This is a genomic window from Aeromonas sp. FL131 (genome assembly GCF_049860615.1).
Lineage (GTDB): Bacteria > Pseudomonadota > Gammaproteobacteria > Enterobacterales > Aeromonadaceae > Aeromonas > Aeromonas hydrophila.
In genome coordinates, this window is sequence record NZ_CP187595.1 from 192,501 (window position 1) to 218,111 (window position 25,611).

The following is a 25,611-nucleotide window of genomic DNA, read 5'->3' on the forward strand; positions in this document are numbered from 1 at the left end:
CTTGGCACTGAACATTGAACCTACATGTGTAGGATAGGTGGGAGGCTTTGAAGGCGTGACGCCAGTTGCGCTGGAGCCGTCCTTGAAATACCACCCTTGTATGTTTGATGTTCTAACGCAGGCCCATGAATCTGGGTCGCGGACAGTGCCTGGTGGGTAGTTTGACTGGGGCGGTCTCCTCCCAAAGAGTAACGGAGGAGCACGAAGGTTGGCTAATCCTGGTCGGACATCAGGAGGTTAGTGCAATGGCATAAGCCAGCTTAACTGCGAGACGGACAGGTCGAGCAGGTACGAAAGTAGGTCATAGTGATCCGGTGGTTCTGAATGGAAGGGCCATCGCTCAACGGATAAAAGGTACTCCGGGGATAACAGGCTGATACCGCCCAAGAGTTCATATCGACGGCGGTGTTTGGCACCTCGATGTCGGCTCATCACATCCTGGGGCTGAAGTCGGTCCCAAGGGTATGGCTGTTCGCCATTTAAAGTGGTACGCGAGCTGGGTTCAGAACGTCGTGAGACAGTTCGGTCCCTATCTGCCGTGGGCGTTGGATGATTGAAGGGAGTTGCTCCTAGTACGAGAGGACCGGAGTGAACGAACCTCTGGTGTTCGGGTTGTCACGCCAGTGGCACTGCCCGGTAGCTAAGTTCGGAATCGATAACCGCTGAAAGCATCTAAGCGGGAAGCGAGCCCTGAGATGAGTCATCCCTGACCCCTTGAGGGTCCTAAAGGGCCGTTGGAGACCACAACGTTGATAGGTGGGGTGTGTAAGCGCGGCGACGTGTTGAGCTAACCCATACTAATTACCCGTGAGGCTTAACCATACAACACCCAAGAAGTGTTCTGGGCCTTGTAGCGAATGAACGAACTACTTATTCAGTGATAATGACTGGGTCGTTATTCACGTCAGCTTTCCAAGATTGAAGAATTTGCCTGGCGGCCATAGCGCCGTGGAACCACCTGAACCCATGCCGAACTCAGAAGTGAAACGCGGTAGCGCCGATGGTAGTGTGGCATTCGCCATGCGAGAGTAGGACACTGCCAGGCACCCAATACAAGAAACCCCGCTCATCTGAGCGGGGTTTTTTATTGCCTGAAATTCAGCGTGTTGTGGTCTTGGTGCCAGCTCTAATTATTGCTCCCCCTTTGTCGTGACTGCTTCAGTACCGCTAGATTGGTGTTGCTGAACACTCGATATCTCGATGTTCATCTTCTCATTTTCAAACCTCACCGTACCCTCCAGCCACTGGATCTGACAGCTTGTAGCGCTTGGGCTGTCCAGCTATTCCATTTGTCGATGATCACTATTGCTGCTGCGGGGGATGACAAGGAAGGCTGGATCCATAGACTGTCTCTTTCAGGCATAAGGAGCTGTGTATGTTGGGGATCCACGATCTGGCGTTGTTTGTCGTATCCGGCCTGCTGTTGAACATGATGCCGGGACCGGACTCCCTGCTCATCATGTTGCGCAGCGGTTCACAAGGCTGGCGGGCCGGTTCGGTGGCGGCGCTGGGAATAGGGACGGGGACCATGGTGCATGTGCTGGCGGCGGCGCTGGGACTGTCGGCTCTGCTGAGTGCCTCAACCGAGCTGTTCGCCGTCATCAAGTTGATGGGGGCGCTCTACCTGGTCTATCTGGGCGGCTCGCTCCTGTGGCAAGGGGCTGGCTCACCGACTGTGCGCGAGCCTGCCGTGCGGCTACCTGTGCTCTCCTACGGCCGGATCTTCCGGCAAGGGTTGCTGACCAATGTGCTCAACCCCAAGGTAGCCCTGTTCTTTCTCGCCTTTGTTCCCCAGTTCATCGCTCCCGATGCACCGCAGAAGGCGCTGGCCTTCATCGTGCTGGGCTGCATCTTCAATTTCAACGGCATGATCTGGTGCCATCTGCTGGCCTTCTCGACCGCCTATGCGAGCCGCAGGGTGGCCTTGCCTGGCTGGTTGGGCCGCTGGCTCAACCGCCTGATGGGGGGGATGTTTGTGGGGCTTGGCATCAAGCTGGCGGTGGAGTGAGAGGGTAAACGCCGGGCATAGAAAAAGGCGTATCCCATTGCTGGGATACGCCTTCGTCTGCACTGCAGCAGGCTGACTGAAATCAGTTCATGCCGTATTATCACACTATCTGTCTAATGCTGTTTGATGTCGCCCCCAAGTGTAGTCTATCTATCTGATTTTTATCTTTAAAATTACCTTTCTTGTCTAAAGCCATCTTAGGATATATAAGACAAGTGTGGGTTCAAATGTGGGTTCAAAATGGCAATCTCAGATTCAAAACTCAAAGCAATGCTGCGTGGTCACGATGATGATACACCCAGAAAGGTTGCAGACAGAGATGGGCTATCTGTTCTGTGGAGGAATAGCGGAAAAGTCAGCTTTGTGTACCGCTATCGAATTTTAGGCAAGGCAAAAAATCTGACTCTGGGATCCTATACCGGCCAAGAGGGGGGGCTGTCGCTTTCCGAGGCAAGGAAAAAGGCGGCGCAATGTCGAGCTTGGTTGGAAGAGGGCAATGATCCCGCCTTGATGACTAGGATCGGGAAAGATGAAAGGCTTAAGCCTGTCACGGTTAAAGATGCACTCGAGTATTGGCTCTGCCATCACGCCGATAAGAAAAGGTCGAACAGTGAGAAGCATCGCCAGCAATTTGCTAAGTGGGTCTATCCCCGTATCGGAGATCTTCCTTTGTCAGATTGTGATACTCGTCACTGGTTGAGCGTCTTTGACGAATACTCGAAGGTAGCACCTGTGGCTAGTGGGTATTGTTTCCAAAACTGTAAGCATGCTCTGAAGTTTTGCCGTGTCAGACAGTTTGCAGTGAGTAATGCATTGGATGACTTGACCGTCGCTGATGTTGGGCAAAAAGCAAGTAAGCGAGATAGGGTTCTGACGCTAGAAGAACTGCGAACACTATGGGATTGGGCTGAGAAGCTAGGTCCATATTGCTACTACGGAAATTTGGCCAAGATTCTATTGTCGTTCGGTGCAAGAACTCAAGAAGCTCGGCTATCAGCACCCGAAGAATGGAATCTAGCCGAAGGTACATGGACAGTACCTGCGTCTAACTCAAAAACAGGTAATAAAATCGTGAGACCAATACCTGATTTTATTCGGCCGACGATAGACGCCTTGCTGAAAGCCGCCGCCGCACAGTCATCCCCATACTTGCTAGGGGAACTCAAGCGACCAGAAGCGGTAAGTCAGTGGGGAAGGGGGATTTGGAAGCGGCTCGGGCATAGCGCCCCTTGGACATGGCACGATCTGCGAAGGAGCTTGGCGACCCGCCTAAACGAGGCTGGGATTGCCCCTCATGTCGTGGAACAAATTTTAGGCCATGCTCTACCTGGTGTAATGGCTCACTATGTTCATACGGTTCGGTTACCGGAACAAAAAATGGCGCTGGAGTTGTGGGGAGGGATTTTAAACCCATCAGAACAACCGCCAGACAATATTGTGCATCTACAAGTGGGGTAGGGGAGCACAGCACTTTCTTCAGTGATTTGTAGACTGTGCCTATGGAGGGTACACCGGGTTTACCCTCCATGTATTTTTACCCAGCCTGTACAGCTAGTGCCATCTTGTTGTCTGCTCCGTTATGCTACGCAGCCACCTGATGAGCACAAAGCTGATGCGGCGCCTTCCCTGGCCATTAGCCTTGCCTGTCAGGTGGTCTGCTGCCGGTGATCCTGATAGACCCTTTGCCACTTGGCATACTCGCCCTTATCGCCTCTGGCATGTCAGAAAGCACAGATTCGAGCAATACTTCGCTCAAGCCATGAAAGTATAACGCAAAAAGTTGCGAATTTTGTTTTTTTAGCTGGCGTGAGTAATCCACGGCTCAATTTTGTGGATTTATCTTAATCCTTAGGCTGTTGCGAAAATTTATATTTAGATCTATTCCTTACTGGCTTGTGTTGCGATCCCTTGCCAAAAGAACGTGCTTTTTTACCATTTGAACGGGTTGTGTCTACATGGGCTAAAATATCCTGCCTAAATAGAGCCTCTAACTCTTCATATAAAGCATGGCAACTATTGTCACCATCCATTAAATTAAACTCATACCTATCTCCAGGATAAGCAAAAACATCCCCTTTACCGTCCTTTATGATAGTGCTTTTCCAGAGTTGCCCCATCGTCTCTCTTATGTCAAGTTTATGCTCCCAGCCTCGACCTAAAAACAAAAAAACATGCATGTAGTATCCTCTGATAGAGCAATAGTCCAACTTCCAAATATATCCATCCACATGCCTAAATAATGGGTTTCTCGAGCAGTTTATAAAGAGCTTGCGCCGCCCATCGACTAACTCTTCTAGCTTGTATTTGAAGCCTTCGGTTTGGGAAGACATTTTCAATGGATCTTTATCCAAGTCTTTTTTTTCAGACGGTGTAGCTACATTACTAGACTCGATATGGATGTCATCATCTTCAGCATACATATTCTCTATCTCTGGTTTGAAACCCAAACTAAATCTGACCACATAATGAGCTTTTCCTTCCTCTTTTTCTTTTACGTAGCCAAAGATGGATTTAATATTTTGCTCAACATTAAACACTCTCACCCTTACACTTTCTTTATAGCTGTTCGAGTCAAAGACAACGTTAAGAAAGCTTACCAACCCACCAATAACATCATCTGAGTAATATTCATTGAAATCAATATCACCATCAATTGACAGTCTATGAAACTTTATAGCTTTAATAAAGTATGGCACTGCAGGATGCACATTGAAACGCCTCCCAAAGTCTTCATCTGAAATAAATGCATTAATATTTGACAAAATTAGCTTTCTAAGTATCTTTCTAATCTCTTTCTTCTGTGCCGCACTATACACAGGCAATAAATCCTTTTGACTTACCATTCTATCTTTTATTAATTCGAATGCCTTGCTAACACTCTGCTCATCTTCCAAATTACTTATTTCAAAAATCCGCCGACCAATCATAGGTAAATGGTAGTAACTGTATTTTCGAATAGTCCCAATATATCTAAGCAACATAAAAATTCGTTCAAAGAAATCAGCGTCACCCGAAACAATCCGACTTCTTTTCAGGTAATGGCGCCGATTCACCCCAAAAGATTTTATAAAATGAAGTCTATAGTCATCAATTTCAGATGTTTTGAGCATAAGACCTCTACTTATCGTAGCTGCAATATGGGCATAAGTTCTATTTCTTTGAGCTGCTTTCAGTAGGGAATCGCTATACTCATAAATTGAAAACTTTTTAATTATTTCTTCTGTTTCTCCCTTATCTACCTTCCTCCTTTCTTCTTTTGCTATCACATCAATTTCGTCAGTCATGAGTATTCTCCTTTTACGTCACTAGCTATGATGATGAATTACTTGTCTATCAAATAACCATAACTCCGGCTGAATATCACGATAAAAATGCAAAGAAGTAAAATGGCGGACTTCTAGATGTCCGATTCGCACACTTAGCTAAAAATCACGGTACATAACCATGATCACACTTAACATGGGAAGTGACTTTGCATGGCAAAGCGAAGCTCATCTGAATTTTCACTCATTCTCCATGGGCTATGTGCATGCTCCTACCTATGGCTACTACTCCGGCTATCGCTACCTATGTGCACCGAGAGGGTGACCATTCCAAACCATAGAAAGCTACCAATATGAAGGCACATACTTGTATTTGGCATCATGACCACTCAGCTCGCTGAACTACCATCTTTTTTTTCACTGGCCCGCTCTTCTGATGAAACAACCCACTACATCATCAGGAGTACACCATGAACAACACCATCAAAGTCCTGCGCATCAAAGACCTCATCAACAAGATTGGCATGTCTAGGTCTACTATCTATGACTGGCTTAATCCCAAGTCCCCTCGTTATGACGAGACATTCCCCAAACCCTTCAAGATAGGTCAGTCCTCTATTGGTTGGTTTGAACACGATGTTGATAGCTGGCTTATTCATCGCAGCCAGTCTTGAATACATTTTTTCCATCCCTAGTGAGCTCCATAACTTCCAGTGTTATAAATCATGCCTTGATAGGCTCATGGGTTAGGGAAATAGCCATGCCTTCTTATATATGTTTTTGGCGTTTTCGTAGGTAAGGCATGCGTATCACGTTTAGGTATATTTATTATTTGATATCACTACCATTCATTAAACATTACTTCTATTCAATACTATTCCTACGCTATGTACAGCCACCCATATACAACCAATAACCACTATCGAGTACCATTACACCACTCCCATGTGGTGGTCATGCTACCACCAGCATAGTTAGCCAATACCACTCCACCAATCGCCCCTATATACGCGTGTGTCTATCACACAGCGTAGGGTTACTCCTGCCTAAGCGAGGCCTTCATGTTTAATTCAGTCAGGCTATTAGATATCCTAACCTTAACAGACCGACTCCAAAATACAGCGCTTCCTATTGTCAGGGCTGTTTATTCAGCCCCAGGTAAGTCACGCATTACTTGCATTGGTCGTAGGCTATCAACCAAACTCTTTAATGCGTTGGATACCGTATGTGATTATTTTTATTGTCATGAGGAGGTATCGTCAGCGCATCCAACGGTAGCGCTATTCCTAACGCATATGCGAGAGGTTTATGGATTGCATCTCATCCATGAGCGATATCTCGATAGTGATGTCGGTGACGAATTAGCCAGGGATATTAATAACGCGCTGTATGCGTTTCTAAGAGAGTTCAAGAGTAAGGCGCACCGTAAGCGCCTCAATAACCTCAAACGCGCTAAGAACCGCAATCAGCTCAGTATAGCGACGTATGTTAATAGCCTATTCGACCAGCATGCCAAGCTATTAGTCATCCGATTGGATATCGGCTATCACGAAGACTACTACGACCAGCTCACGTTAGACCTCGTGACGGAAGATCGGAATTGTTACCTTCGTCGAGTACAGAACAAATATCCCGCTCTGTTAGGCTATATCTGGAAACTGGAGTTCGGTGTTGATAGACGTTTCCATACCCACATTACGTTCATTTTTAATGGGGCAGTTCACCAACGAGATATCTCGCTGGGTATAGCGCTGGGAGAGGTATGGGAAGATATGTCCGACAATAACGGGAGCTATTTCAATTGTCAGGTCAGGCGGGAGGAATATCGGGAATGGGGAACTGATGGTATTGGGATGGTCCACTACAGCGATACAACCAAGCGCATAAACCTGATTAATGCGCTGAGTTATCTGACCAAGCTGGATACGCAAATATTGGCGGTATTGCCAGCTGGTCGTCGGACCTTCGGGCGTATGGAGAGACCATCACGCCAACCTCGCCTTGGCAGACCTAGGTTATTGTTCTGTCGGTCTGATTGAAAAGGAACTCAGATAGATATTATCAAGGGAGAGTAAACAGATATCGCTGTGAAGCTGCTTGGGAGCGCCATTACGGCCTCCCAAGTTATTGACCCTGGCATCGGGTGTCAGTCAGTCACAGATGCGCACTGCGAGCTGTTAAGGGGCCAATCGTGCCACCAGCTTATCTACCACCTCCAGCACCAGCGCTCTGTCCTCTGTATCGAGCTTAGCCAACTGTTGGCTGAGCACAATGCCTTGTTCGGTGGGGCGGTTGCTGGTCTCACGCAGGAAGTCTGCAAGCTCACACTCAAACAGCTGGGCGAGCTCTGCCAACCGCACCACGGTAGGCACCACTTTTCCCCGCTCCATCCGAGAGACCGCTTCCATCCCGATATCCAGGTGCTCTGCGACTTGATCCTGGGTCAGTCCCGCTTGTTGGCGTTGCCGTCCAATCGCTTTACCGACGCTTTTGGCTAGATCGTCAAAGTTGATGTCTGTCATAAGTCCTCCAGTCAACCTGTATGGTTGGCCATGGACTTATTGACATTAAGGACCCTTTGGGATGAGGATCACCTCATTAGATCTAATTTAGTGAAGTAGTCACCCCAACATCGAAAGGAGTTCGACACGATCTCACCTCTGGCCACTTTGTTGACTGAGTCTGGTTATCGATCCAGCACTCCCACTGACATTACTCGAATGTCTCGCCTACCCGATAGATTCGCCTTATCGGCCCGGCTTTCTTTTGCCATTTACACATTACAGGAGACTCCTCATGCCATTAGTCCTGATCTGGGTTGGACTTGCTTTATTACTGGGATTTGTTGCGGCTGGTAACGGACGCTCATTCTGGGGCTGGTTCATTCTCGGACTTATAATTGACCCGATTTTAGCCGGATTACTTTACTGGTTGATTTGCAGAGATAGTTGATTATCGGATGCACATGTTAATGGTCAAAATTGAATCATGAAGGTTGGTAATATGGGACTTTGGAAAACGCTTACAACTATAAATGGCAATAGCTTGGGTGGCCTTATCATCAAGCTCATTTATAACGTACCTAAGATGAGCGACAGGACGATTATTGATATTGTTACGGGAAGGAAGTGGGCCCCTGAATTCATCAAAATGTTAGCCGCCAAAGAAGGGGCGCTGCGCTCTCTCAAAATGTGACGAGCCTCGCTTTCACCAAGGAAATTGTATAGCCCCCTCTGACTGCCGGGTGATGCTGCGCAATGACATCGGTGGTCAGCTTGGGGGGACCCATTTCCCACTCAAGCTCAATTACACCGAAAGCTGGCGGCTGGTCATGACCGAGCCGTGCCGATTGAGGGAGGTCATCCTCTTCACCAATCTGGGCAATGCCTCTTACACCATTGAATAACTCGTTTGGAGAGTGACATGACAGAAAAAATCAGACTGGCACTGTGGTGCACATGGTTATCGCTGTTTGCTTTACCGACCTGGGCGGCGCCCCAGTTCACTGTGCCAACGGTCACTAAACGGGTACCGGCCAACGTTGAGGGCACCCTCAATTTCGCCAGCATGCAGTTTTGGATAGAGACCTCGAAAGGGGAACGCATCATGTTGATGCCGCTGGATGAAGATGAGCCAAGGCTCATCCCCAGTGTCAGCCAGCCGGTTTCACTGAACGGCATGATGCTGACCTACTCGGATGGTAGCCGTTACTTCGAACCCTCCTTTGCACCCTCGTCAGCCGCATCAAGTACCGCGTCATTTACCATCGTGAAAAATGACGATTACAACATCGAGATCCGGTATGGGGGTGAGGTACTGCTGCGCACCGATGAATATGACGCCATCACGCTCACGCACCGATTGCCGCTGGCCAATGGGCAGGCGGTCTTGTTTGAGCTGCACAGTGGCGGTGTGGCATGCCCGGTACTCTATCAGTTCGCGGTCGCTCAGACGGGGGCGCTGACCATGCTTTCACAGCCCTTTGGTACCTGCAGCGACGAAGGCAAGCTGACCCCCGCCCCCAACGGTTTCACCCTCGACCTGCCCGGCAATCCTCGTCAGCGCTGGGTATGGGATGCCAACAGCTTAACGCTGCGCAAGCAGCCCTGACCACCAGCCACCACACATTCACCACCATCAGGGCACCTTCGGGTGCCCTCTGTTTTATGCCGCATTGTAATGACCCACTGAAATCCTGCTCAGGTCATAATGAGTGGAGATCACAGACATGAGCATCACGATGGACGAAGAAATCAAACGTTGGACGGCCAAGCGCAAGTCCGCCTTGGTCATGGAAATCATTCAGGGCAAGACCACCGTCGCCGAAGCGGCTCGAGCCTTTGATTTGCCGCCCTCCGAGATTGAAGAATGGGTAGATGACGCCAAACGGGGCATGGAAAACGCCTTACGGGCCAAGCCACTGGATATTCGCGAGCAGTACGAGAAGCAGCTCAAGGAACTCCAGGAAGCTTATGGCGAGGCCATGCTGGAGTTACGCGCCAGAAAAAAGCTGGCCTCCCTGCTGGGCGAGGACGACAGATAGTCGCCGATGTTCAGCAGGGATTACGCGCAGAAGGTATTGATGTCTCCGTCAGCAAGCTCTGCCGCTGGTTTGGCCTGCCGCGTCGTAGTTGGTACTACCGCAGCGTCAAGGCCGCGCCCAAGCTTCAGGAGCATCTGGTCACCCCGATCAAAAACATGATTGAGGAGAACCCATCGTTCGGTTACCGGACGGTTGCAGCCCTGTTGGGGTTCAACAAGAACACGGTACAGCGCATCTTCCAGCTCAAGGGCTGGCAAGTTCGCAAGCGTCCGGTTGGGTTTCGCCCCCGGATCCAGGCCCTGCCTTCGGTGGCCTCAGCGCCCAACCAACGCTGGGCGACGGACCTATGCCGGATCTGGGCTGGTCGCGATGGCTGGTGTTCCTTGGCGCTGGTGATTGATTGCCATACCCGTGAACTACTGGGATGGCATCTCTCGCGCAGTGGTAAATCGAAAACGGCCGAGGCAGCGCTGGAGCAAGCCTTAATTGCTCGCTTCGGCAGCTTGGGACGAGTTGCATCGCCGTTTTTGTTACGTAGCGACAATGGGTTGGTGTTTACCAGCCGCAACTACACAGCACTGGTGAAGAGCTATGGGTTGCAGCAGGAGTTCATCACGCCGTACACGCCGGAACAAAACGGCATGGTCGAGCGGGTGATCAGAACGCTCAAGGAGCAGTGTGCCCATCGGCAGAGGTTCGAGACCTTGCAGCATGCCAGTCGGGTGATTGGCGACTGGATCCAGTTTTACAACCAGAAGCGTCCTCACCAGGCGCTAAAGATGAAAACACCGGCGCAGGCCTATGCCGAAGCCGCTTAGTTGTGCAGGAACGGCTGGGTCATTACAGCATTTTATTTAAGGAACGGTTCATGCCATTACCACAACCGGGGGACCACCTCGTTTCACCCCGCACCGGTTACCAGCACCACGGTATCTATCTGGGAGACCATCAGGTTATCCACTACCAGGGGGTCAGTGCCGGAATACATTCCGGTCAGATAGCTATCACCACGCTTGCCGAGTTTAGCCAAGGGCGGGGTTATCGCATCCAGCACCATAGCGCACGAGCGTTCAACCGGGAGGAGAGTATCGACCGCGCTTACTCCCGTCTTGGAGAGGCGCACTACAGCACGCTCTTTAACAACTGCGAGCACTTCGTGCTCTGGTGTATCGAGGGCTTTCACTACAGCAAGCAGATTAACCAGCTGATTGCCACGGGGTGTATCGCACATCAGGCGCTTCACTCTGTGGCTCGGCAGCCTACCCTTGCGGCCCTGCCTTGCATGGCCACCAGCACGGCACTGAATCCATCAGCAACGACTGTGGTGACCGCTGCAGTCGGTGCGTTGCTGGGGAGTTCGGCCACCTCGCTGGCGGCGCCCTTGGCTGCCACCTACAGCCTCTACCGCGCCTGGCGCTGGTTCAGGGATTAACGCGTCTCACATTCGATACGAAAGGACACACCAAGATGACCATGCCATTTCACTTGGCAGGGATGGCCCTGCCGATTTCGCCCGAGCTGCCTGACTTACTGCGCAGCGTCGTGCGGGAACAACAGTTCGACCTCACCGACCTCTCGACCCTGACCTTCAACTTTCGCAGCCCCGGCTACAGTGCCGAGACGGGTGGCGTCCATCCGGTAGAGCTGCGGCTTATTCGGGGATTGCACGGCTGGGTATTCGATTACATCACCGACTTCAGTTACCAGGGGCTAGGCCAGGATGCCGAGCTCTGCAAAGAGCTCGACTTCAACCTCTCTTGCGACGAGCACTATCTGCAAGGCTGGGGACCACTGCCCGGCGTGGAAGCACGGGAGCTGTTTGCCCTGTGGCAGCGCAATTTCATTAGCTACGCCCAGTTGGGATATTTCACCGTCACGGTCAGCGGGGAGTAGGAGGTGTGTGATGACTAACGAACTGCCGCTCTCCCACACCTCGCGCCAGTGGCTGGGACTGGTCGCCGCCAAGGCCAAGATACAACCGCGCCACCGTGGCCAGCGCTGGTTACTACACATCACTCCTGATAGCCCCCATGCCCGCACCGTTACGCTGCACCTGCGCTGGTCTGGGGTGCAGTGGCAACTGCTCTCCCTCACCAATGCCGAGGATTGGCGCACGATGAGCCAGCCGATAGATGAAATTTGCGTGGACCCCACTCGTCACTGTTTTTGGCGCAGCCAGGCAGGACCGGTTTCTCTCACCGAGCAACCCCGTGTGTTGGCAAGTTTCCTGGCTGACCTGCAGCGTACCTGCACTAATCACGGTTATCGCGTGGAGAGTGACCCCTTACCGCAAGAGGAGACACACGATGTCCAAACAACCGATAGCCGTTGAGCTGGAAGCCATCAATCGAGAGGGGGAAACTCAGGTGGTGCGCGGCAGTAGCCTGGCGGTTCAGGGCTACAGCGTCTACCTGCGAGCGATGGAGGCCAGCGGTCTTGCCCTGGCGACCTGGGTAGCTGACTACGACACCATTGGTCCCGCCTATGAACTAGCGGAACGGCTGAGTATTGCACTCGCTATCCCGCTCAACGTACTGGTCCCCGGAGCGCTGATGCCGGTGAAGCGTGCCCCTACAGCCGGAGCAGGAGCAGACGCCGCCACCAAGGCCAACTGAACACCCCTCAAAGTGAACCAACAACCGCTCTACCTTTAACCCCGACATGCTTCATGCGTGTCGGGGTTTTGTTTATTTGGAGAATTCCACTATGCGTTACCACAAGCTGAAAGCCGGGGAATGCCCCGGCACCTATGTCGTCACCGAACCCGTGACCGAGCAAGACCTGTTGCGTATCGCCAATCAGATTGCTCGCAAGCGTCTTGCCAAAGGCTCCGCCATCACCAGTACCACAGAGGCCGCTGAGCGGCTGCAGACCCTGCTGCAGGACCGGGAGCACGAAGTGTTTGGTGCACTGTTCCTCGACTCCCAACATCGTGTACTGGCCTTTGAGGAGCTGTTTCGCGGCACCTTGGACAGCGCCAGTATCTACCCACGGGAAGTGGTCAAGCGGGCCATACTGCTCAACAGTGGGGCCATCATCGCGGTGCACAATCACCCCAGCGGTGACCCGGAACCCAGTCAATCTGACAGGGTCTTTACCCAGGCCCTCAAAGAAGCCTTGGCGCTGGTCGATGTGCGATTGCTTGACCATCTGGTGGTCGGTGCTGAGGGCTTAGTCTCGATGGCCGAAAGAGGTCAGCTATGAACCAGACCCCAGGCAAAACCCACCTCACCGCCCTCGATATCCTCATCGAGTTGCGCTGTTGGCTGGCAGACAACGTCGAGATGCAGACCGAGCCCGCCATCGTGGCTCACCTGCCTAACGGCTCCCTGCTCACCCAGGCCGATAGTATCGAGGCTATTGATGCGCTGCTGCATCAGCTGCGCCATTAGTCCGTTCCAAAAGAGAAATGAGCGATGCGATTACCTAACCCCTATTCCCTTGAGGAAACCCTGAGCAAGCTGCGCCATCGTCTGGCTACTGCCTGCAACGAGGAGGCGCTGGCATTACTGGAAAAAGCCGTCACCAAGGCGCGTGATGACGAGGGTTATGCCAGGCAGCTTGAAGAGGCCTTGCTGCGGGGATCCACCATCGAGATCCGCGAATGCCTCAGCTGCTTTGGCGACTACTTCGAGTGCTCCCGAGACGCACCGCCCTATTACCTGCATCACGATGCCGTCAACGGCATTGATTGTGCGCTCTACGCCATCCTGTTTGATGCGGCTTACCCAGACGCAGAGCAGGCGCACGAATAACGCCAGCATCCCCAAACCCGGATCATCCGCGCCAACACCATGATCCGGATATTCCGATCCCCCCAGCAAGGCCACCTCACTACAGGTGGCCTTGTTCATTTCAAGGAGTCACTCAATGTCTGCCTTCATGATTGACCGCAAGGATTACCTAGCCTTTGCCGTGCAGCTACATCGCTTTTGCAATGCCCCCATGCCACCGCACTACACCCTGGAGCTACTGCGCACCCTCTGGTGGCAGCCGCCAGCAGACACGACCAGCACCTGGACGTGGCGGGTTGACCGGCTGGTACGGTTGATGATGCTCGCCAATCGCCGTGCTGTTTGGCATCGCTATCAGCTTGGGCGTCAGCAGGGCCACAAGGAACCACATCAGCACCGCTCGAACAAGCTGGGGCCGCTTAAACCTGCCCATCGTTACCACCAGGCACCACTCACCGATGCCGAACTGGTAGCCCTCTACAAATTCACCTGCTGCGCCCTGTACCAGTCGAGCGAATGGAGCGGGAGTCCTGAGCAGGCCCCACGGCTGGTGAAGGTAATACAGCAGTTGCAGCAGGCGCTGGCGCAAGACGTGCTGACCCGGCTGTCACTGTGGGAGCAAGCACCCTGGGGAGAGATGTGATGGATCTCTACATCACCCTGACAGTGGCAAGCTCGCCACCGAGTTCAATGGCCCACCTAGCCCAACGTATCGCCGATGACATGGCTCACCTGCATCACCGTTTGGGGGATGGGGTCAGCGATGAACTGGGCATCAGCATCAGTTACCTGGTCGAACAGTTTGCGCTGCTGGCAGCGGCTTACCGTTCACCGGAGGAAAAGGAGAAACACCCATGATTGAGTTCAACGACAGCTTTAGCCAGGCCGCCGTAGCGGAGGCCATGTGTGCTCACTCAGGGCTTGCCAAGCTCATCAGTCAGCAGTTGATGCTGCCGGGCTTTGCCTATGCCCACGATGTGGAGGGGCGACGTATTGGTGGCCCGCTGGTGGCCCCCAACCCTGTGTTGCACAAGACCACGCTCTTTGTCAGTCCACGGGATATGCGTGAGCACCTGCCACGAGAGATTAACTTCGCCCGCTTTCGCTGCGCCTGTAATGCAGCGGGTCAGCCGGTCGGTGAGTGGCAACGGGTAATTGTCGGGGCCTACGTCAACCACGGTAGTAATGACAAGCCGGATTGGAGTAGTCACACCTGAGCCACGGCCACCAGCACACACAAGACCCCATACAGCCCCTCACTCCGAGGGGCTGTATGCATTTGAAGGAAGCCCAACCATGCATGACTTACGTGATTACAAAACTCTATCCACCCGGCAGATAACCGCCGCTATTGGTCAGCTCAACCACAACACCGCACCGAAGATAATGACCCATCTGGCATTGCGGGCCAGGCAGCCGCACCCGCTCGGTAATGGCCGTAGCAGAGCCAAAGCGCTCAAACTACAGCGCAGGGTCAAGAAGGCCCACAAGACAGGGCGTATCCCGCTGGAGCTCACCGTGACGGGTTGCCGTATCGACCGGGAGAGCCATCAGGCTGATCGTTACTACTACGACCGGACGCTACTGACCCAAGGTTGGCAGCAATACGATACCGAGGAAGACGCCTGGTATTTCGGCATCTGGATTCACACAGAGAAGCTGGAGACCTTTACCTACGCCGAAGGGGATACCAGCCATGTGATTGCGCCAAACGTCGAGGCGTTTCGCGCTGAATTGGCGCGGCTCTACCAGTACCACCCGCAAGCCCCGGCGTTTATCAGCATCGACCCAGAGGCTGGCGTTGTGACCCACCATTTTGAAGCCAAACCGGAGGTGTGACATGGCTAAGAACATCACCATCAAGGTACCGGGCAAGCACCCGCGAACCGGCGAGATCACCACCTTTGAGCTAAAGGGCCAACGCATCGATATCAACATCGGTGGGCAGGCCGTGCCTTTCCTCATTCACGGGAGGGGGATAGGCACCTCGCTCACCCACATCCCGAGTGGCTATCGCATCGCGCTGCTCGGCGGTTGGCTCACCGCGCGTTACGCAATCCCTGAGAATAAGCCCAGCAGAACGGCCTGTGCCCAGATAGCCATAGACCGGCTAGTGGCTCAATACGGCTCGCTGCACCTGCTGTACCGGCTCAATCGCAAGCCGGTTATCAATGAGACGGCTGACTGCGATCGTTGACGTCCCACAATCTTGCTCATCAACACACAGCATAAAGGGCCAGCCCTCTCAGGCTGACCCTTGGCATCATTGGAGTCACCGAACATGACCCGTCTTATCACCGGACTCGAGGTGCATCGCTATGCCCCCGAGCTCAATAAACTGCATCTGCGTAACCGGCAGACGTTATCCGCTCCCGGCATCACCACCATCAAAGAGGCCAAAGCCCGTCTATTTGGCCGCTGGCAGCCTGGGCATCAGGTAACCATCACCGTGAGCCATCCCGATTACGTCAATCTCTCCCGGCTCTACCGGGGGCGACTGGCCAGTCTGACAGAACTCCCGGAGCATCTGAACAGACTGCGCCAGCGCCACAATGTGCCCGGCACCCGCATAGACATTCGACTGAGGTATTGCTAATCATGACCACGACAACCACCCACACCAATGACGAACACCGACCCGCAGCGCCAGACCAGTCCACCCGGATTTTTGCGCAGTGGGGCTTGCCCCATAACGTGACGCCGCGCTTTGGGGCTCGTCTCATTCAAGAGCATCATCGCCTGCACTTTCTGTCAGATCGGGCCTCACTGGTAGGCGAATGGCAGGAGGAGGCTATAGACCGGCTGGAGGCTGCCTTACCTACCATCATCAAGGAACTGGAAGCCAAGCTGCTGACCGGCGAACTGGATGCCCAGCGCCAGCAACGTATCACTATCCAGCATGGAGGCTTTACCTGCGAAGCCGATACCCTTGGCAGCCACGGCTATGTCTACTTAGTCATTTACCCAGCGACGAACATGGACGCCAATCCTAAGCGCAAGACGTGACCACCAATCCGCTTGTGGTTACATTTTGGCACCTACTCATCCGTGATTAATGGGATAGGTCGTGGGGAAGGCCAATTCATGGCCTTTCCTTTGTTTTTTTGCCCGCTAACGTGAGACGTTGACCATTTCATCTCTGCAATAACAACGATGCGCAGTGATCACCTTTCGCGTGACATTACGCATAGTGCTGCGGGGTTCATTTGTATAAACTGCCCGCCAGATAATGGATAGACGACTGACGGGCCGGACTTTTTCTCGCCGATGCATCACCTTGGCTGCATCGCCTTCTGTTGACCCACCACCCTGGATAGGTCCCTGCTGCGCCCGCAAGGCTCGGCATGCGCCGTTCCGTCAGTCTGACGACTTGGCCCGCATCCTCACCTTGGCTTTCGCGCAGGTGGGTTATGACGGCAATACGCATAACCGGAGAACCCCATGACCGACCCCAACGAGCTCAGCCAAGCGCTGCTGGCCGCCGTTCCTGAAGATGGCAGCAGTATCGGCAACCAAGCCCTGATGGAAACCTTGAAAGCCCAATTCAGCGACCTGACCGATGAGGACTTTACCGCCGCACGCGAGGCCCTGCTGGAACAGGGCGTTCTGCGCAAGGGGCGCGGGCGGGGCGGTGCTGTACTCCGGGTGTTGGAAGGCGACGCCGCCGTCGCTGCACCACGCAAAGCGAAAGCCAGTGGCAAGGGCAAGCAGGCCAAGGATGCGCCGCAAGCGACAGGTATCGAGGGGCTGAAGAAGACCCTGTGGGCTGCCGCAGACAAGCTGCGTGCCGACATGGACGCCGCCGAGTACAAGCACATCGTGCTGGGCCTTATCTTCCTCAAGTACATCTCTGACTCCTTCGCCGCCCGTCGCGCCGAGCTGACCCGCCGCTTTGCCGATGAGAGCGACGAGTACTTCCTCTACGACTGTGACGATGAGCTGCTGGCCGAGGAGCTGGAAGATCGCGACTACTACCGTGAGGTGAACGCCTTCTGGGTACCGGAAGGGGCCCGTTGGGAGGGGCTGCGCGCCCATGCAAAGCAGGCCGATATCGGCAAGCGAATTGACGATGCGCTGACCCTGATCGAGCAGGAGAACCCACGGCTCAAGGGCATCCTCGACAAGCGCTACGCCCGAGCCCAGTTGCCCGATGGCAAGCTCGGCGAGCTGGTGGATCTGGTTTCCAAGATTGGCTTTGGCAGTGATGTCGGTGAAGCGCGCGACATCCTGGGGCAGGTCTACGAGTACTTCCTTGGCGAGTTTGCCAGTGCCGAGGGCAAGAAGGGAGGCCAGTTCTACACGCCTGCCAGCATCGTCAAGACGCTGGTGGCGGTGCTTGCTCCCCATCATGGCCAGGTCTACGACCCTTGCTGCGGTTCAGGCGGCATGTTCGTGCAGTCGGAGAGGTTTATCGAAGCCCATGGCGGCAAGCTGGGTGATGTCTCCATCTACGGTCAGGAGTCGAATCCGACCACTTGGCGGCTGGCGGCCATGAACCTCGCCATCCAGGGGATGGACTACAACCTCGGGCGCGAAAACGGTGATACCTTCACCCGCAATCAGCACCCCGACTTGCGCGCCGACTTTGTGCTGGCCAACCCGCCGTTCAATATCAGCGACTGGTGGCATGGTAGCCTCGAGGGGGATCCGCGCTGGGTCTACGGTACGCCGCCTGCGGGCAACGCCAACTATGCGTGGCTGCAGCATATGCTCTACCACCTCAAGCCAACTGGTCGTGCCGGTATCGTGCTGGCCAATGGCTCAATGAGTTCCAGCCAGAACAGCGAGGGTGATATTCGCCGTGCCATGGTGGAGGCGGACGTGGTGGAGTGCATGGTGGCCCTGCCGGGGCAGCTGTTCTTCAACACCCAGATCCCGGCCTGCCTATGGTTCCTCGCCAAGCACAAGACCCGCCGCCAAGGTGAGGTGCTGTTTATCGATGCCCGCAAGCTGGGCACCATGATCAGCCGGGTGCAGTGTGAACTGGACGAGACCGCCATCGCCAAGATTGCCGATACCTTTCACGCATGGAAAGGGGACGGGGAGTGCGAGCAGCCTTACGAAGATGTCGCGGGCTTCTGCCGCAGCGTAACCTTGGTCGAGATTGCCGAGCACGGCCATGTGTTGACCCCTGGCCGCTATGTAGGGGCCGAAGAGGTGGAGGAGGACGATGAGGCCTTTGCCGACAAAATGGCTCGGTTGACCAAGCAACTTGGTGACCAGATGACCAAGGGGGCTGAGCTGGATCGGTTGATCAAGCTGAAGTTGGGAGGGTTAGGGTATGAGCTGTGAATGGCCGTTGCAAACATTGGACTCACTTACAACGGAAGTTACCGTTGGGTATGTCGGTACAATGTCGAATGAATACGTAGATAAAGGTATTCCGTTTCTTCGGTCGCTGAACGTTAATCCTTTTTTGATAAATCCAAACGACCTTAAATTTATTTCATCTGAGTTTCACAGCAAGCTTAAAAAGTCAACACTTCGCCCTGGGGATGTAGTTATTGTTCGAACTGGAAAGCCGGGAACATGTGCAGTTATTCCTGAGTGGCTTGAAGAGGCAAATTGCTCCGATTTGGTAATTGTTCGATGTGGTCCTAACTTACGGCCCCATTTTCTTAGCTACTGGGTCAATTCGGTGGCCACTCATCATGTATCCGCTCACTTAGTTGGGGCTGTTCAACAGCACTTCAATGTAGGTGCTGCCAAGACCATGTTAGTAGCGTCTCCGAGCTTGAATGTCCAGGATCAGGTTCTTTCTATCTTGAGAGCGTTGGATGACCGCATCGCCCTACTGCGCGAGACCAACGCCACGTTGGAGGCCATCGCGCAGGCGCTGTTCAAGTCGTGGTTTGTTGACTTCGACCCGGTCCATGCCCGTGCTCGTGGCGAGCAACCGGCAGGTCTGGCCCACGAGGTCGCCGCCCTGTTCCCCGACAGCTTCGAAGAGTCCGAACTTGGTATGGTGCCGAAGGGGTGGAGAGTTTTGTCCTTCACTGAAACGATTGATGTTATTGGGGGGGGCACGCCAAAAACCTCTATCAGCGAGTATTGGAATGGGGACATTCCTTGGTTTTCTGTAGTTGATGCTCCAGCAACCACAGACGTGTTTGTAATCGAGACTGAAAAGCACATCACTTGCGAAGGCTTGAACAAGTCATCAACCAAATTATTGCCTGTGGGAACTACTATCATTTCGGCGCGAGGCACTGTAGGTCGACTTGCTCTGGTGGGGCAAGCAATGGCGATGAACCAGTCCTGCTATGGCTTATCTGGTAAGGCCGGTGATGTGTATTTCACTTACTTCAGCACGCATCGCCTTGTTGAAACCTTAAAACAACGGACCCATGGTTCCGTGTTCGACACAATCACTCGAGATACCTTAGCTGGAGTTTCGGTGGTCTATCCACAGACCATCGTAATTACCGCTTTCGAGGAGACTATTGCTCCGGTGATGGAGCGCATCAAGGAAAACCTAATACAAGCTCGAACCCTCGCGACCCTACGCGACACCCTGCTACCCCGTCTGATCTCTGGCCAACTGCGCTTGCCGGAGGCTGAGGCTATGGTCGAAGGGGCAAGCTGACGTGGCAGATATAAAGACATGGCGTGAGATACAGGCCGATTACAGCGACACCCTGATTGTGGGCAATGGCGGCAGTGTCGCTGTCGATCCCTGTTTTCGTTACACCAACCTGTATCAGCAGGGCTGTGAGCACGGATTTATCCGCCCTGCCGCACAGGAGGTGTTTGATCAATTCGCCAAGAATGACCGTGATTTCGAACGAGTGTTATATCGCCTATGGCAGGCTGACTATATCAATCAAAAGTTTGAGCTGGCCAAAATCGAGCGTGACAAAGTTCGCAACGCCTATACAGATGTGCGGCGGGCGCTGATCGATACCGTAAAAGACATTCATCCAGACAAGGCTATCAGTGACCAGCAAGGGCTTGCCCATATTGGCCGCTTTATGGCAGGTTTTTCGACGGTATTCAGCCTCAACTACGACTTGATAGTCTATTGGGCATCACTTAATGCTCGCCAAGCCAATGGTTGGCGTTTTGAGGACGGGTTCACCATTGATAAGACGCGCGCGACAGACCCCAAATTGATCAAGCAATGCTTCAACGCGTCATTCCCTGCTGAACTTGAGCCCGGAGTGACCAGAGTCTTTTATCCTCATGGCAATCTTGCGCTCTACCGAACTCAAGGTGGCGAGGAAAGTAAGCTGATGGCCGACAATAGCGACCCATTAAGCCTTATCACCCAGTACTGGCGTGATAATGACGGTCAACCTCTGTTTGTGTGCGAGGGCTCGTCAGAGAGCAAGATCGCCGCGATAAATAGCTCCCGATATCTTTCCCATGTGTATCAACATGAATTACCTCGCCCCAAAGACAGCATGACTATTTATGGCTGGAGCATTGGCAAACAGGATCGTCATATTCTTGAGCAGCTGGCGTTATCACCATGCCGTCGCGCCGCGGTGTCTGTGTTTGCTGGTAACAAGACACCAAAAAAAATTGAATCCGAAAGGGTGCATATGGAAAAAATGCTAAATGATGCGGGCATCAAGGAGGTTGTATTTTTTGATGCCACCAGTGCGGGGTGTTGGAACCATGCTGACTAAAAGAGGTGACTGCTGATGTCATTTGATCGTAACCAGCCCTATAACGACCTGCCATTGCTGCCCCCCATCATCGAGCTGGAGACCAAGGCGGTGTTGAAACAAGCCATCGCGGCCAACCGGGTATTGGCCAATCTGCGCGGGCTGGCGGCCAAGATCCCCAATCAGGGGCTGCTGATTAACAGCATCATCTTGCAAGAAGCGCGGCTCTCATCGGAAATCGAGAATATCGTCACCACCAATGACGAGCTGTATCGCGCCGCCGCCAACCGCGATGGCAAGACAGATCCTCACACCAAAGAGGTGCTGCGCTACCGTGAGGCGCTCTATCATGGCTTCCATTCGCTCAAGGATCGCCCGCTCAATACCAACCTGTTTATTGAACTGGTTCGGCTGATTAAACAGGTGGATATCGGCATTCGCGCCATCCCCGGTACGGCCCTGAAGAGTGACCGAGGTGAGGTCATTTATACCCCACCCGTTGGAGAGCAGGTGATCCGCGACAAGCTGGCCAATCTTGAGCAATTTATCCATGCCGAGGATGAGCTGGACCCGCTGGTCAAGATGGCGGTGATGCATTATCAGTTCGAGGCGATTCACCCCTTCCCCGATGGTAATGGCCGTACCGGTCGCATCCTGAACCTGTTGTATCTTGTTGAGCAGCAACTGTTGGATATCCCGGTGCTCTTTTTGTCGCGCTACATCATCGCCAATCGGCAGGAATATTATGCCGGCCTACGGGGCATCACCGAAGCGCAGCAATGGGAACCCTGGGTGCTGTTTATGCTCAGGGCTGTGGAGAGCACGGCACAACAAACCTTTGAGCAGGTCAATCGCATCCTGAGTTTGATGGAAGAGGTGCGCGAGCGGGTGCAGCGGGAGGCGGAGGCCATCTATAGCAAGGATCTGGTCGAACTGATTTTTATGCAGCCCTACACCAAGATCGGGTTTCTGGTCGATGCCGGTATTGCCAAACGCCAGACGGCCTCTCGCTATCTGCAAACACTGGCGACGATGGGCATCTTGCGGGAAGAGCAGGTTGGCCGTGAAAAGTACTACATCAACGATGCGTTGTTCGCCGAGTTGACCCGCTAACCGATCAGGGTGACGGGATCGACATATCACCATGACGTGTCGATTTTTCGGCTTTTTTTAAACATATTTTCGCAACCTGTCGATCCCATCGACAGATGAGGGTGACGAGTCGATATGTCACCCGTTGTGACGCTGAGCAGGTTGGGCATACCCGAATGGCAGAGGCCATGGGGGTGCCAGGGATCGTCTTGAGGGATTGAGCAACAATGACCGAAGATCAGTTGGAACAAGAGGTGCTGGGGTGGCTGAGCGAGGTGGGCTATCGCGTGGTGTGTGGCTACGATGTGGCCCCCGATTCTGATAACCCGTGGCGTGAGCAGTTCCAGCAGGTGCTGCTGAGCGAGCGCTTGCGGGAGGCGATTGCCCGGCTCAACCCCTCCGTGCCGCTGGTGGCGCGTGAAGATGCGCTGGCGCAGGTGGTCAATCTCGATACCCCGGCGCTGCTGTCGGCCAACCGGGCATTTCACCGCTTGCTGGTGAATGGGGTGCCGGTGCAGTACCAGCGCGATGGCGAGACGGTGGGGGACTTTGTCCGCCTCGTTGACTTCGAGCAGCCCACCGCCAACGAGTGGCTGGCCATCAACCAGTTCTCTATCAAGGGGCCCAAACACACCCGCCGCCCCGACATCATCCTCTTCATCAACGGGCTGCCGCTGGTGGTGCTTGAGCTCAAGAACCCGGCCGATGTGAATGCCGACATCTGGAAGGCGTTTGATCAGCTGCAGACCTACAAGGAGCAGATCCCCGACCTGTTTCAGTACAACGAGATCCTGATTGCCTCCGATGGTAGCGAGGCGCGGATGGGGTCGCTGTCGGCCAATGCCGAGCGCTTTATGCAGTGGCGCACGGTGGATGGGGTCAACCTCGACCCCTATGGCGAGTTTGGCGAGCTGGAGACCATGGTGCGCGGCATTCTGACCCCGGCCATGCTGCTCGATTACCTGCGCTTTTTCGTGTTGTTTGAAGACGATGGCCGCTTGGTCAAGAAGATCGCCGGTTATCACCAGTTTCATGCCGTACGCGCGGCGATCACCCAGGTGGTGGCGGCGTCGCGCCCCGGTGGTAGCCATAAGGGCGGGGTGGTGTGGCACACCCAGGGCAGCGGCAAGAGCATCACCATGACCTGCTTTGCGGCGCGGGTGATGCGCGAGGCGGCGATGGAGAACCCGACCATCGTGGTGATCACCGACCGTAATGACCTTGATGGCCAGCTGTTCGGGGTGTTTTCCCTGTCGCAAGATTTGATCCGCGAGCAGCCGGTGCAGGTGGAGACCCGCGGCGATCTGCGCAGCAAGCTGGCCAACCGCCCCTCCGGCGGCATTGTGTTTGCCACCATCCAGAAGTTTATGCCCGGCGCGGATGAAGACACCTTCCCGGTGCTGAGCGAGCGCGCCAACATCGTGGTGATTGCCGATGAGGCGCACCGCACCCAGTACGGTTTCAGCGCCTCACTCAAATTGCCCAACCAGATTGCCGAGGGCGCGGCGCGCTATCAGGTCGGCTATGCCCAACACTTGCGCGACGCATTGCCCAACGCGACGTTTGTGGCCTTTACCGGCACCCCAGTATCGAGCGAAGACCGGGATACCCGCGCGGTGTTTGGTGACTACATCCACGTCTATGACATGCAGCAGGCCAAGGAAGATGGCGCGACGGTGGCGATCTATTACGAGTCGCGCCTCGCCAAGTTGTCGCTCAAGGCCGACGAACTGACCCACCTCGATGACGAGGTAGATGAGCTGGCCGAGGATGAGGAAGAGGGTGAGCAGGCCAAGCTGAAGTCACGCTGGGCCGCCTTGGAGAAGGTGGTAGGCAGCAAGCCCAGGATCGAGCGGGTGGCCGCCGATCTGGTGGCCCACTTTGAAGAGCGCAATCAGGCGCAGCATGGCAAGGCGATGATGGTGGCCATGAGCCGCGAGATCTGCGTGCACTTGTATGATGCCGTGGTAGCCTTGCGCCCCGACTGGCATGACCCGGACCCCGACAAGGGGGCCATCAAGATCGTGATGACCGGCAGCGCCTCTGACAAGGCGTTGCTGCGCCCCCATATTCATCCAGCCTTGGTCAAGAAACGGCTGGAGAAGCGGTTCAAAGACCCGAGTGACCCGCTCAAGCTGGTCATCGTGCGTGATATGTGGCTGACCGGCTTCGATGCGCCCTGCGTGCATACCCTCTATGTGGACAAGCCGATGAAGGGCCACAACCTGATGCAGGCGATTGCACGGGTGAACCGGGTGTTCAAGGACAAGCAAGGCGGGCTGGTGGTCGATTACATCGGGATCGCCAACGAGCTCAAGAGCGCCATCAAGGAGTACACCGCCAGCAAAGGACGGGGCAAGCCGACCGTCGATGCCCATGAGGCCTACGCGGTGTTGGAGGAGAAACTCGATATCCTGCGCGCCCTGCTGCATGGCTTTGATTACAGCGACTACCTCACCGGTGGCCACAAGCTGCTCGCCGGGGCCGCCAACTTTATTCTTGGCCTTGAGGATGGCAAGAAGCGCTTTGCCGACAACGCGCTGGCGATGAGCAAGGCGTTCACGCTCTGCTGCACCCTTGACGAGGCCAAGGCAGTGCGGGAAGAAGTGGCCTTCTTGCAGGCGGTCAAAGTGTTGTTGACCAAGAAGGCGATCTCCCAAAAGAAGAAAACCGACGAAGAGCGCGACTTGGCCATTCGCCAGATCATCGGCAATGCGGTGGTATCGGGCGATGTGGTCGATGTGTTTGAAGCGGTGGGGCTCGACAAGCCCAATATCGGCCTGCTCGATGATGAGTTTCTGGCCGAGGTGCGCAACCTGCCGGAGCGCAATCTTGCGGTGGAGTTGCTGGAGCGACTGCTGGAGGGGGAGATCAAGTCGAAGTTCGCGACCAACCTCTCCCAGGAGAAGAAGTTCTCGGAGATGCTGACCAAGGTGATCGCACGCTATCAGAACCGCTCCATCGAAACCGCACAGGTGATCGAGGAGCTGATCGACATGGCCAAGAAGTTTGCCGCCGTAAGCAAGCGGGGGCAGGCCTTGGGCCTTAACGATGACGAGCTCGCCTTCTATGATGCGTTGGCCAACAACGAGGCGTCAGTGCGTGAGCTGGGGGACGAGATACTGGCCAAGATAGCCCATGAGCTGACAGCCAACCTGCGCCGTAGCGTGACCGTGGATTGGAGCAGCCGCGAAAGCGTGCGCGCCAAACTGCGGCTGATGGTCAAGCGCATCCTGCGCAAGTACAAGTACCCGCCAGACCAGCAGGAAGAGGCTGCTCAGCTGGTTCTGGCGCAGGCAGAGAGCTTGTGTGAGGTGTGGTGTTGAGTGGGGGAGGCGCGAGCCTCCCTCACCTTATCTAT

The 25,611-nt window shown here is 54.3% G+C and carries 31 protein-coding genes and 2 rRNA genes (1 of these 33 cut by a window edge); 31 read left to right on the top strand and 2 right to left on the bottom strand.

Annotation, left to right across the window (positions count from 1 at the left end):
* The 4 genes from ACPW75_RS01055 to ACPW75_RS01070 all read left to right on the top strand — a co-directional run.
* A 23S ribosomal RNA gene (locus ACPW75_RS01055) occupies positions 1-822 on the top strand (it extends 2,067 nt beyond the left edge of the window).
* Between the two features lie 108 nt (positions 823-930).
* Positions 931-1,045: ribosomal RNA gene (gene rrf / locus ACPW75_RS01060) — 5S ribosomal RNA — on the top strand.
* Positions 1,046-1,375: 330 nt separating this feature from the next.
* Positions 1,376-2,008: a LysE family translocator gene (locus ACPW75_RS01065; protein ID WP_077098356.1), complete on the top strand. Its 633-nt coding sequence runs from the start codon at positions 1,376-1,378 to the stop codon at positions 2,006-2,008.
* Between the two features lie 240 nt (positions 2,009-2,248).
* Positions 2,249-3,466 (top strand): tyrosine-type recombinase/integrase, encoded by a 1,218-nt coding sequence (locus tag ACPW75_RS01070; RefSeq protein ID WP_077098358.1) that lies wholly within the window; start codon positions 2,249-2,251, stop codon positions 3,464-3,466.
* 383 nt (positions 3,467-3,849) lie between these two features.
* On the opposite strand, the gene ACPW75_RS01075 is transcribed toward ACPW75_RS01070, so the two are convergent.
* Positions 3,850-5,292, bottom strand: a complete 1,443-nt coding sequence (locus tag ACPW75_RS01075; protein ID WP_201976394.1) for a hypothetical protein — start codon at positions 5,290-5,292, stop codon at positions 3,850-3,852.
* Between the two features lie 449 nt (positions 5,293-5,741).
* Here ACPW75_RS01075 and ACPW75_RS01080 point away from each other — a divergent pair, with 449 nt between their 5' ends.
* Both ACPW75_RS01080 and ACPW75_RS01085 read left to right on the top strand, forming a co-directional pair.
* Positions 5,742-5,945 carry a helix-turn-helix transcriptional regulator gene (locus ACPW75_RS01080; RefSeq protein WP_034165687.1) on the top strand — a complete coding sequence of 68 codons (204 nt, stop codon included), beginning with the start codon at positions 5,742-5,744 and terminating at the stop codon, positions 5,943-5,945.
* A 387-nt stretch (positions 5,946-6,332) separates the two neighbouring features.
* Positions 6,333-7,310 (top strand): YagK/YfjJ domain-containing protein, encoded by a 978-nt coding sequence (locus ACPW75_RS01085; RefSeq protein ID WP_234923787.1) that lies wholly within the window; start codon positions 6,333-6,335, stop codon positions 7,308-7,310.
* Between the two features lie 138 nt (positions 7,311-7,448).
* On the opposite strand, the gene ACPW75_RS01090 is transcribed toward ACPW75_RS01085, so the two are convergent.
* A complete protein-coding gene (locus ACPW75_RS01090) occupies positions 7,449-7,793 on the bottom strand; it encodes a helix-turn-helix domain-containing protein (protein WP_043851830.1) in 345 nt (114 codons plus the stop codon).
* Between the two features lie 274 nt (positions 7,794-8,067).
* On the opposite strand from ACPW75_RS01090, the gene ACPW75_RS01095 reads away from it, so the two are divergent.
* From ACPW75_RS01095 to ACPW75_RS01215, 25 genes are all read left to right on the top strand, one after another.
* Entirely contained in the window at positions 8,068-8,223 is a 156-nt protein-coding gene (locus tag ACPW75_RS01095; protein WP_113721835.1) for a hypothetical protein, read from the top strand.
* Positions 8,224-8,259: 36 nt separating this feature from the next.
* Positions 8,260-8,466: a hypothetical protein gene (locus ACPW75_RS01100; RefSeq protein ID WP_162626349.1), complete on the top strand. Its 207-nt coding sequence runs from the start codon at positions 8,260-8,262 to the stop codon at positions 8,464-8,466.
* 49 nt (positions 8,467-8,515) lie between these two features.
* Positions 8,516-8,677, top strand: coding sequence for a hypothetical protein (locus ACPW75_RS01105; RefSeq protein ID WP_425904405.1), 162 nt, complete (start codon positions 8,516-8,518; stop codon positions 8,675-8,677).
* A 17-nt stretch (positions 8,678-8,694) separates the two neighbouring features.
* On the top strand, positions 8,695-9,381 hold the full coding sequence (locus ACPW75_RS01110; protein ID WP_234924359.1) for a hypothetical protein: 687 nt from the start codon (positions 8,695-8,697) through the stop codon (positions 9,379-9,381).
* Positions 9,382-9,499: 118 nt separating this feature from the next.
* A complete protein-coding gene (locus tag ACPW75_RS01115; protein ID WP_039026396.1) occupies positions 9,500-9,814 on the top strand; it encodes a transposase in 315 nt (104 codons plus the stop codon).
* 35 nt (positions 9,815-9,849) lie between these two features.
* On the top strand, positions 9,850-10,632 hold the full coding sequence (locus ACPW75_RS01120) for an IS3 family transposase (RefSeq protein ID WP_223936907.1): 783 nt from the start codon (positions 9,850-9,852) through the stop codon (positions 10,630-10,632).
* Between the two features lie 50 nt (positions 10,633-10,682).
* Positions 10,683-11,246: a lecithin retinol acyltransferase family protein gene (locus tag ACPW75_RS01125; protein WP_201983868.1), complete on the top strand. Its 564-nt coding sequence runs from the start codon at positions 10,683-10,685 to the stop codon at positions 11,244-11,246.
* 35 nt (positions 11,247-11,281) lie between these two features.
* Entirely contained in the window at positions 11,282-11,707 is a 426-nt protein-coding gene (locus ACPW75_RS01130; RefSeq protein WP_201983869.1) for a DUF2787 family protein, read from the top strand.
* Positions 11,708-11,717: 10 nt separating this feature from the next.
* The gene (locus ACPW75_RS01135; protein WP_049636782.1) at positions 11,718-12,146 is read left to right on the top strand and encodes a hypothetical protein; all 429 of its coding nucleotides are present in this window, start codon (positions 11,718-11,720) and stop codon (positions 12,144-12,146) included.
* Complete coding sequence (locus tag ACPW75_RS01140; RefSeq protein ID WP_201983870.1) at positions 12,121-12,429, top strand: hypothetical protein; 309 nt, start codon at positions 12,121-12,123, stop codon at positions 12,427-12,429. The genes ACPW75_RS01135 and ACPW75_RS01140 overlap by 26 nt, the downstream gene beginning before the upstream one ends.
* A gap of 91 nt (positions 12,430-12,520) precedes the next feature.
* The gene (gene radC / locus ACPW75_RS01145) at positions 12,521-13,018 is read left to right on the top strand and encodes a RadC family protein (RefSeq protein ID WP_042045083.1); all 498 of its coding nucleotides are present in this window, start codon (positions 12,521-12,523) and stop codon (positions 13,016-13,018) included.
* Positions 13,015-13,206 (top strand): hypothetical protein, encoded by a 192-nt coding sequence (locus ACPW75_RS01150; protein ID WP_077098430.1) that lies wholly within the window; start codon positions 13,015-13,017, stop codon positions 13,204-13,206. Before radC ends, ACPW75_RS01150 begins: the two co-directional genes overlap by 4 nt.
* Before the next feature lie 24 nt (positions 13,207-13,230).
* Complete coding sequence (locus ACPW75_RS01155) at positions 13,231-13,569, top strand: hypothetical protein (protein WP_174218935.1); 339 nt, start codon at positions 13,231-13,233, stop codon at positions 13,567-13,569.
* A gap of 115 nt (positions 13,570-13,684) precedes the next feature.
* Positions 13,685-14,191: a hypothetical protein gene (locus ACPW75_RS01160; protein ID WP_077098445.1), complete on the top strand. Its 507-nt coding sequence runs from the start codon at positions 13,685-13,687 to the stop codon at positions 14,189-14,191.
* Entirely contained in the window at positions 14,191-14,406 is a 216-nt protein-coding gene (locus ACPW75_RS01165; protein WP_201983871.1) for a hypothetical protein, read from the top strand. The genes ACPW75_RS01160 and ACPW75_RS01165 overlap by 1 nt, the downstream gene beginning before the upstream one ends.
* On the top strand, positions 14,403-14,765 hold the full coding sequence (locus tag ACPW75_RS01170) for a hypothetical protein (protein WP_113721838.1): 363 nt from the start codon (positions 14,403-14,405) through the stop codon (positions 14,763-14,765). Before ACPW75_RS01165 ends, ACPW75_RS01170 begins: the two co-directional genes overlap by 4 nt.
* A 79-nt stretch (positions 14,766-14,844) precedes the next feature.
* Entirely contained in the window at positions 14,845-15,387 is a 543-nt protein-coding gene (locus ACPW75_RS01175) for a hypothetical protein (RefSeq protein WP_201983872.1), read from the top strand.
* Between the two features lies 1 nt (position 15,388).
* Positions 15,389-15,745 (top strand): hypothetical protein, encoded by a 357-nt coding sequence (locus ACPW75_RS01180; protein ID WP_029303596.1) that lies wholly within the window; start codon positions 15,389-15,391, stop codon positions 15,743-15,745.
* An 84-nt stretch (positions 15,746-15,829) separates the two neighbouring features.
* Positions 15,830-16,144: a hypothetical protein gene (locus tag ACPW75_RS01185; protein WP_201980522.1), complete on the top strand. Its 315-nt coding sequence runs from the start codon at positions 15,830-15,832 to the stop codon at positions 16,142-16,144.
* A gap of 2 nt (positions 16,145-16,146) precedes the next feature.
* Positions 16,147-16,554 carry a type IV toxin-antitoxin system YeeU family antitoxin gene (locus ACPW75_RS01190; RefSeq protein WP_201980526.1) on the top strand — a complete coding sequence of 136 codons (408 nt, stop codon included), beginning with the start codon at positions 16,147-16,149 and terminating at the stop codon, positions 16,552-16,554.
* Positions 16,555-16,989: 435 nt separating this feature from the next.
* Complete coding sequence (locus ACPW75_RS01195; RefSeq protein ID WP_201980528.1) at positions 16,990-18,840, top strand: type I restriction-modification system subunit M; 1,851 nt, start codon at positions 16,990-16,992, stop codon at positions 18,838-18,840.
* The gene (locus ACPW75_RS01200; RefSeq protein ID WP_201980530.1) at positions 18,830-20,134 is read left to right on the top strand and encodes a restriction endonuclease subunit S; all 1,305 of its coding nucleotides are present in this window, start codon (positions 18,830-18,832) and stop codon (positions 20,132-20,134) included. The genes ACPW75_RS01195 and ACPW75_RS01200 overlap by 11 nt, the downstream gene beginning before the upstream one ends.
* 1 nt (position 20,135) lies before the next feature.
* Positions 20,136-21,179, top strand: coding sequence for a DUF4917 family protein (locus tag ACPW75_RS01205; RefSeq protein WP_166541702.1), 1,044 nt, complete (start codon positions 20,136-20,138; stop codon positions 21,177-21,179).
* A gap of 54 nt (positions 21,180-21,233) precedes the next feature.
* The gene (locus tag ACPW75_RS01210) at positions 21,234-22,271 is read left to right on the top strand and encodes a Fic family protein (RefSeq protein ID WP_197725299.1); all 1,038 of its coding nucleotides are present in this window, start codon (positions 21,234-21,236) and stop codon (positions 22,269-22,271) included.
* A gap of 206 nt (positions 22,272-22,477) precedes the next feature.
* Positions 22,478-25,576, top strand: coding sequence for a type I restriction endonuclease subunit R (locus ACPW75_RS01215; RefSeq protein WP_201980533.1), 3,099 nt, complete (start codon positions 22,478-22,480; stop codon positions 25,574-25,576).
* Positions 25,577-25,611 lie beyond the last annotated feature (35 nt).

What these genes read in the sequence shown, in the direction of transcription:
- ACPW75_RS01065 (WP_077098356.1), top strand. Translation starts at nt 1,376, where the DNA reads ATGTTGGGGATCCACGATCTGGCGTTGTTTGTCGTATCCGGCCTGCTG.
- ACPW75_RS01070 (WP_077098358.1), top strand. Translation starts at nt 2,249, where the DNA reads ATGGCAATCTCAGATTCAAAACTCAAAGCAATGCTGCGTGGTCACGAT.
- ACPW75_RS01075 (WP_201976394.1), bottom strand. Translation starts at nt 5,292, where the DNA reads ATGACTGACGAAATTGATGTGATAGCAAAAGAAGAAAGGAGGAAGGTA.
- ACPW75_RS01080 (WP_034165687.1), top strand. Translation starts at nt 5,742, where the DNA reads ATGAACAACACCATCAAAGTCCTGCGCATCAAAGACCTCATCAACAAG.
- ACPW75_RS01085 (WP_234923787.1), top strand. Translation starts at nt 6,333, where the DNA reads ATGTTTAATTCAGTCAGGCTATTAGATATCCTAACCTTAACAGACCGA.
- ACPW75_RS01090 (WP_043851830.1), bottom strand. Translation starts at nt 7,793, where the DNA reads ATGACAGACATCAACTTTGACGATCTAGCCAAAAGCGTCGGTAAAGCG.
- ACPW75_RS01095 (WP_113721835.1), top strand. Translation starts at nt 8,068, where the DNA reads ATGCCATTAGTCCTGATCTGGGTTGGACTTGCTTTATTACTGGGATTT.
- ACPW75_RS01100 (WP_162626349.1), top strand. Translation starts at nt 8,260, where the DNA reads ATGAAGGTTGGTAATATGGGACTTTGGAAAACGCTTACAACTATAAAT.
- ACPW75_RS01110 (WP_234924359.1), top strand. Translation starts at nt 8,695, where the DNA reads ATGACAGAAAAAATCAGACTGGCACTGTGGTGCACATGGTTATCGCTG.
- ACPW75_RS01115 (WP_039026396.1), top strand. Translation starts at nt 9,500, where the DNA reads ATGAGCATCACGATGGACGAAGAAATCAAACGTTGGACGGCCAAGCGC.
- ACPW75_RS01125 (WP_201983868.1), top strand. Translation starts at nt 10,683, where the DNA reads ATGCCATTACCACAACCGGGGGACCACCTCGTTTCACCCCGCACCGGT.
- ACPW75_RS01130 (WP_201983869.1), top strand. Translation starts at nt 11,282, where the DNA reads ATGACCATGCCATTTCACTTGGCAGGGATGGCCCTGCCGATTTCGCCC.
- ACPW75_RS01135 (WP_049636782.1), top strand. Translation starts at nt 11,718, where the DNA reads ATGACTAACGAACTGCCGCTCTCCCACACCTCGCGCCAGTGGCTGGGA.
- ACPW75_RS01140 (WP_201983870.1), top strand. Translation starts at nt 12,121, where the DNA reads ATGTCCAAACAACCGATAGCCGTTGAGCTGGAAGCCATCAATCGAGAG.
- radC (WP_042045083.1), top strand. Translation starts at nt 12,521, where the DNA reads ATGCGTTACCACAAGCTGAAAGCCGGGGAATGCCCCGGCACCTATGTC.
- ACPW75_RS01150 (WP_077098430.1), top strand. Translation starts at nt 13,015, where the DNA reads ATGAACCAGACCCCAGGCAAAACCCACCTCACCGCCCTCGATATCCTC.
- ACPW75_RS01155 (WP_174218935.1), top strand. Translation starts at nt 13,231, where the DNA reads ATGCGATTACCTAACCCCTATTCCCTTGAGGAAACCCTGAGCAAGCTG.
- ACPW75_RS01160 (WP_077098445.1), top strand. Translation starts at nt 13,685, where the DNA reads ATGTCTGCCTTCATGATTGACCGCAAGGATTACCTAGCCTTTGCCGTG.
- ACPW75_RS01165 (WP_201983871.1), top strand. Translation starts at nt 14,191, where the DNA reads ATGGATCTCTACATCACCCTGACAGTGGCAAGCTCGCCACCGAGTTCA.
- ACPW75_RS01170 (WP_113721838.1), top strand. Translation starts at nt 14,403, where the DNA reads ATGATTGAGTTCAACGACAGCTTTAGCCAGGCCGCCGTAGCGGAGGCC.
- ACPW75_RS01175 (WP_201983872.1), top strand. Translation starts at nt 14,845, where the DNA reads ATGCATGACTTACGTGATTACAAAACTCTATCCACCCGGCAGATAACC.
- ACPW75_RS01180 (WP_029303596.1), top strand. Translation starts at nt 15,389, where the DNA reads ATGGCTAAGAACATCACCATCAAGGTACCGGGCAAGCACCCGCGAACC.
- ACPW75_RS01185 (WP_201980522.1), top strand. Translation starts at nt 15,830, where the DNA reads ATGACCCGTCTTATCACCGGACTCGAGGTGCATCGCTATGCCCCCGAG.
- ACPW75_RS01190 (WP_201980526.1), top strand. Translation starts at nt 16,147, where the DNA reads ATGACCACGACAACCACCCACACCAATGACGAACACCGACCCGCAGCG.
- ACPW75_RS01195 (WP_201980528.1), top strand. Translation starts at nt 16,990, where the DNA reads ATGACCGACCCCAACGAGCTCAGCCAAGCGCTGCTGGCCGCCGTTCCT.
- ACPW75_RS01200 (WP_201980530.1), top strand. Translation starts at nt 18,830, where the DNA reads ATGAGCTGTGAATGGCCGTTGCAAACATTGGACTCACTTACAACGGAA.
- ACPW75_RS01215 (WP_201980533.1), top strand. Translation starts at nt 22,478, where the DNA reads ATGACCGAAGATCAGTTGGAACAAGAGGTGCTGGGGTGGCTGAGCGAG.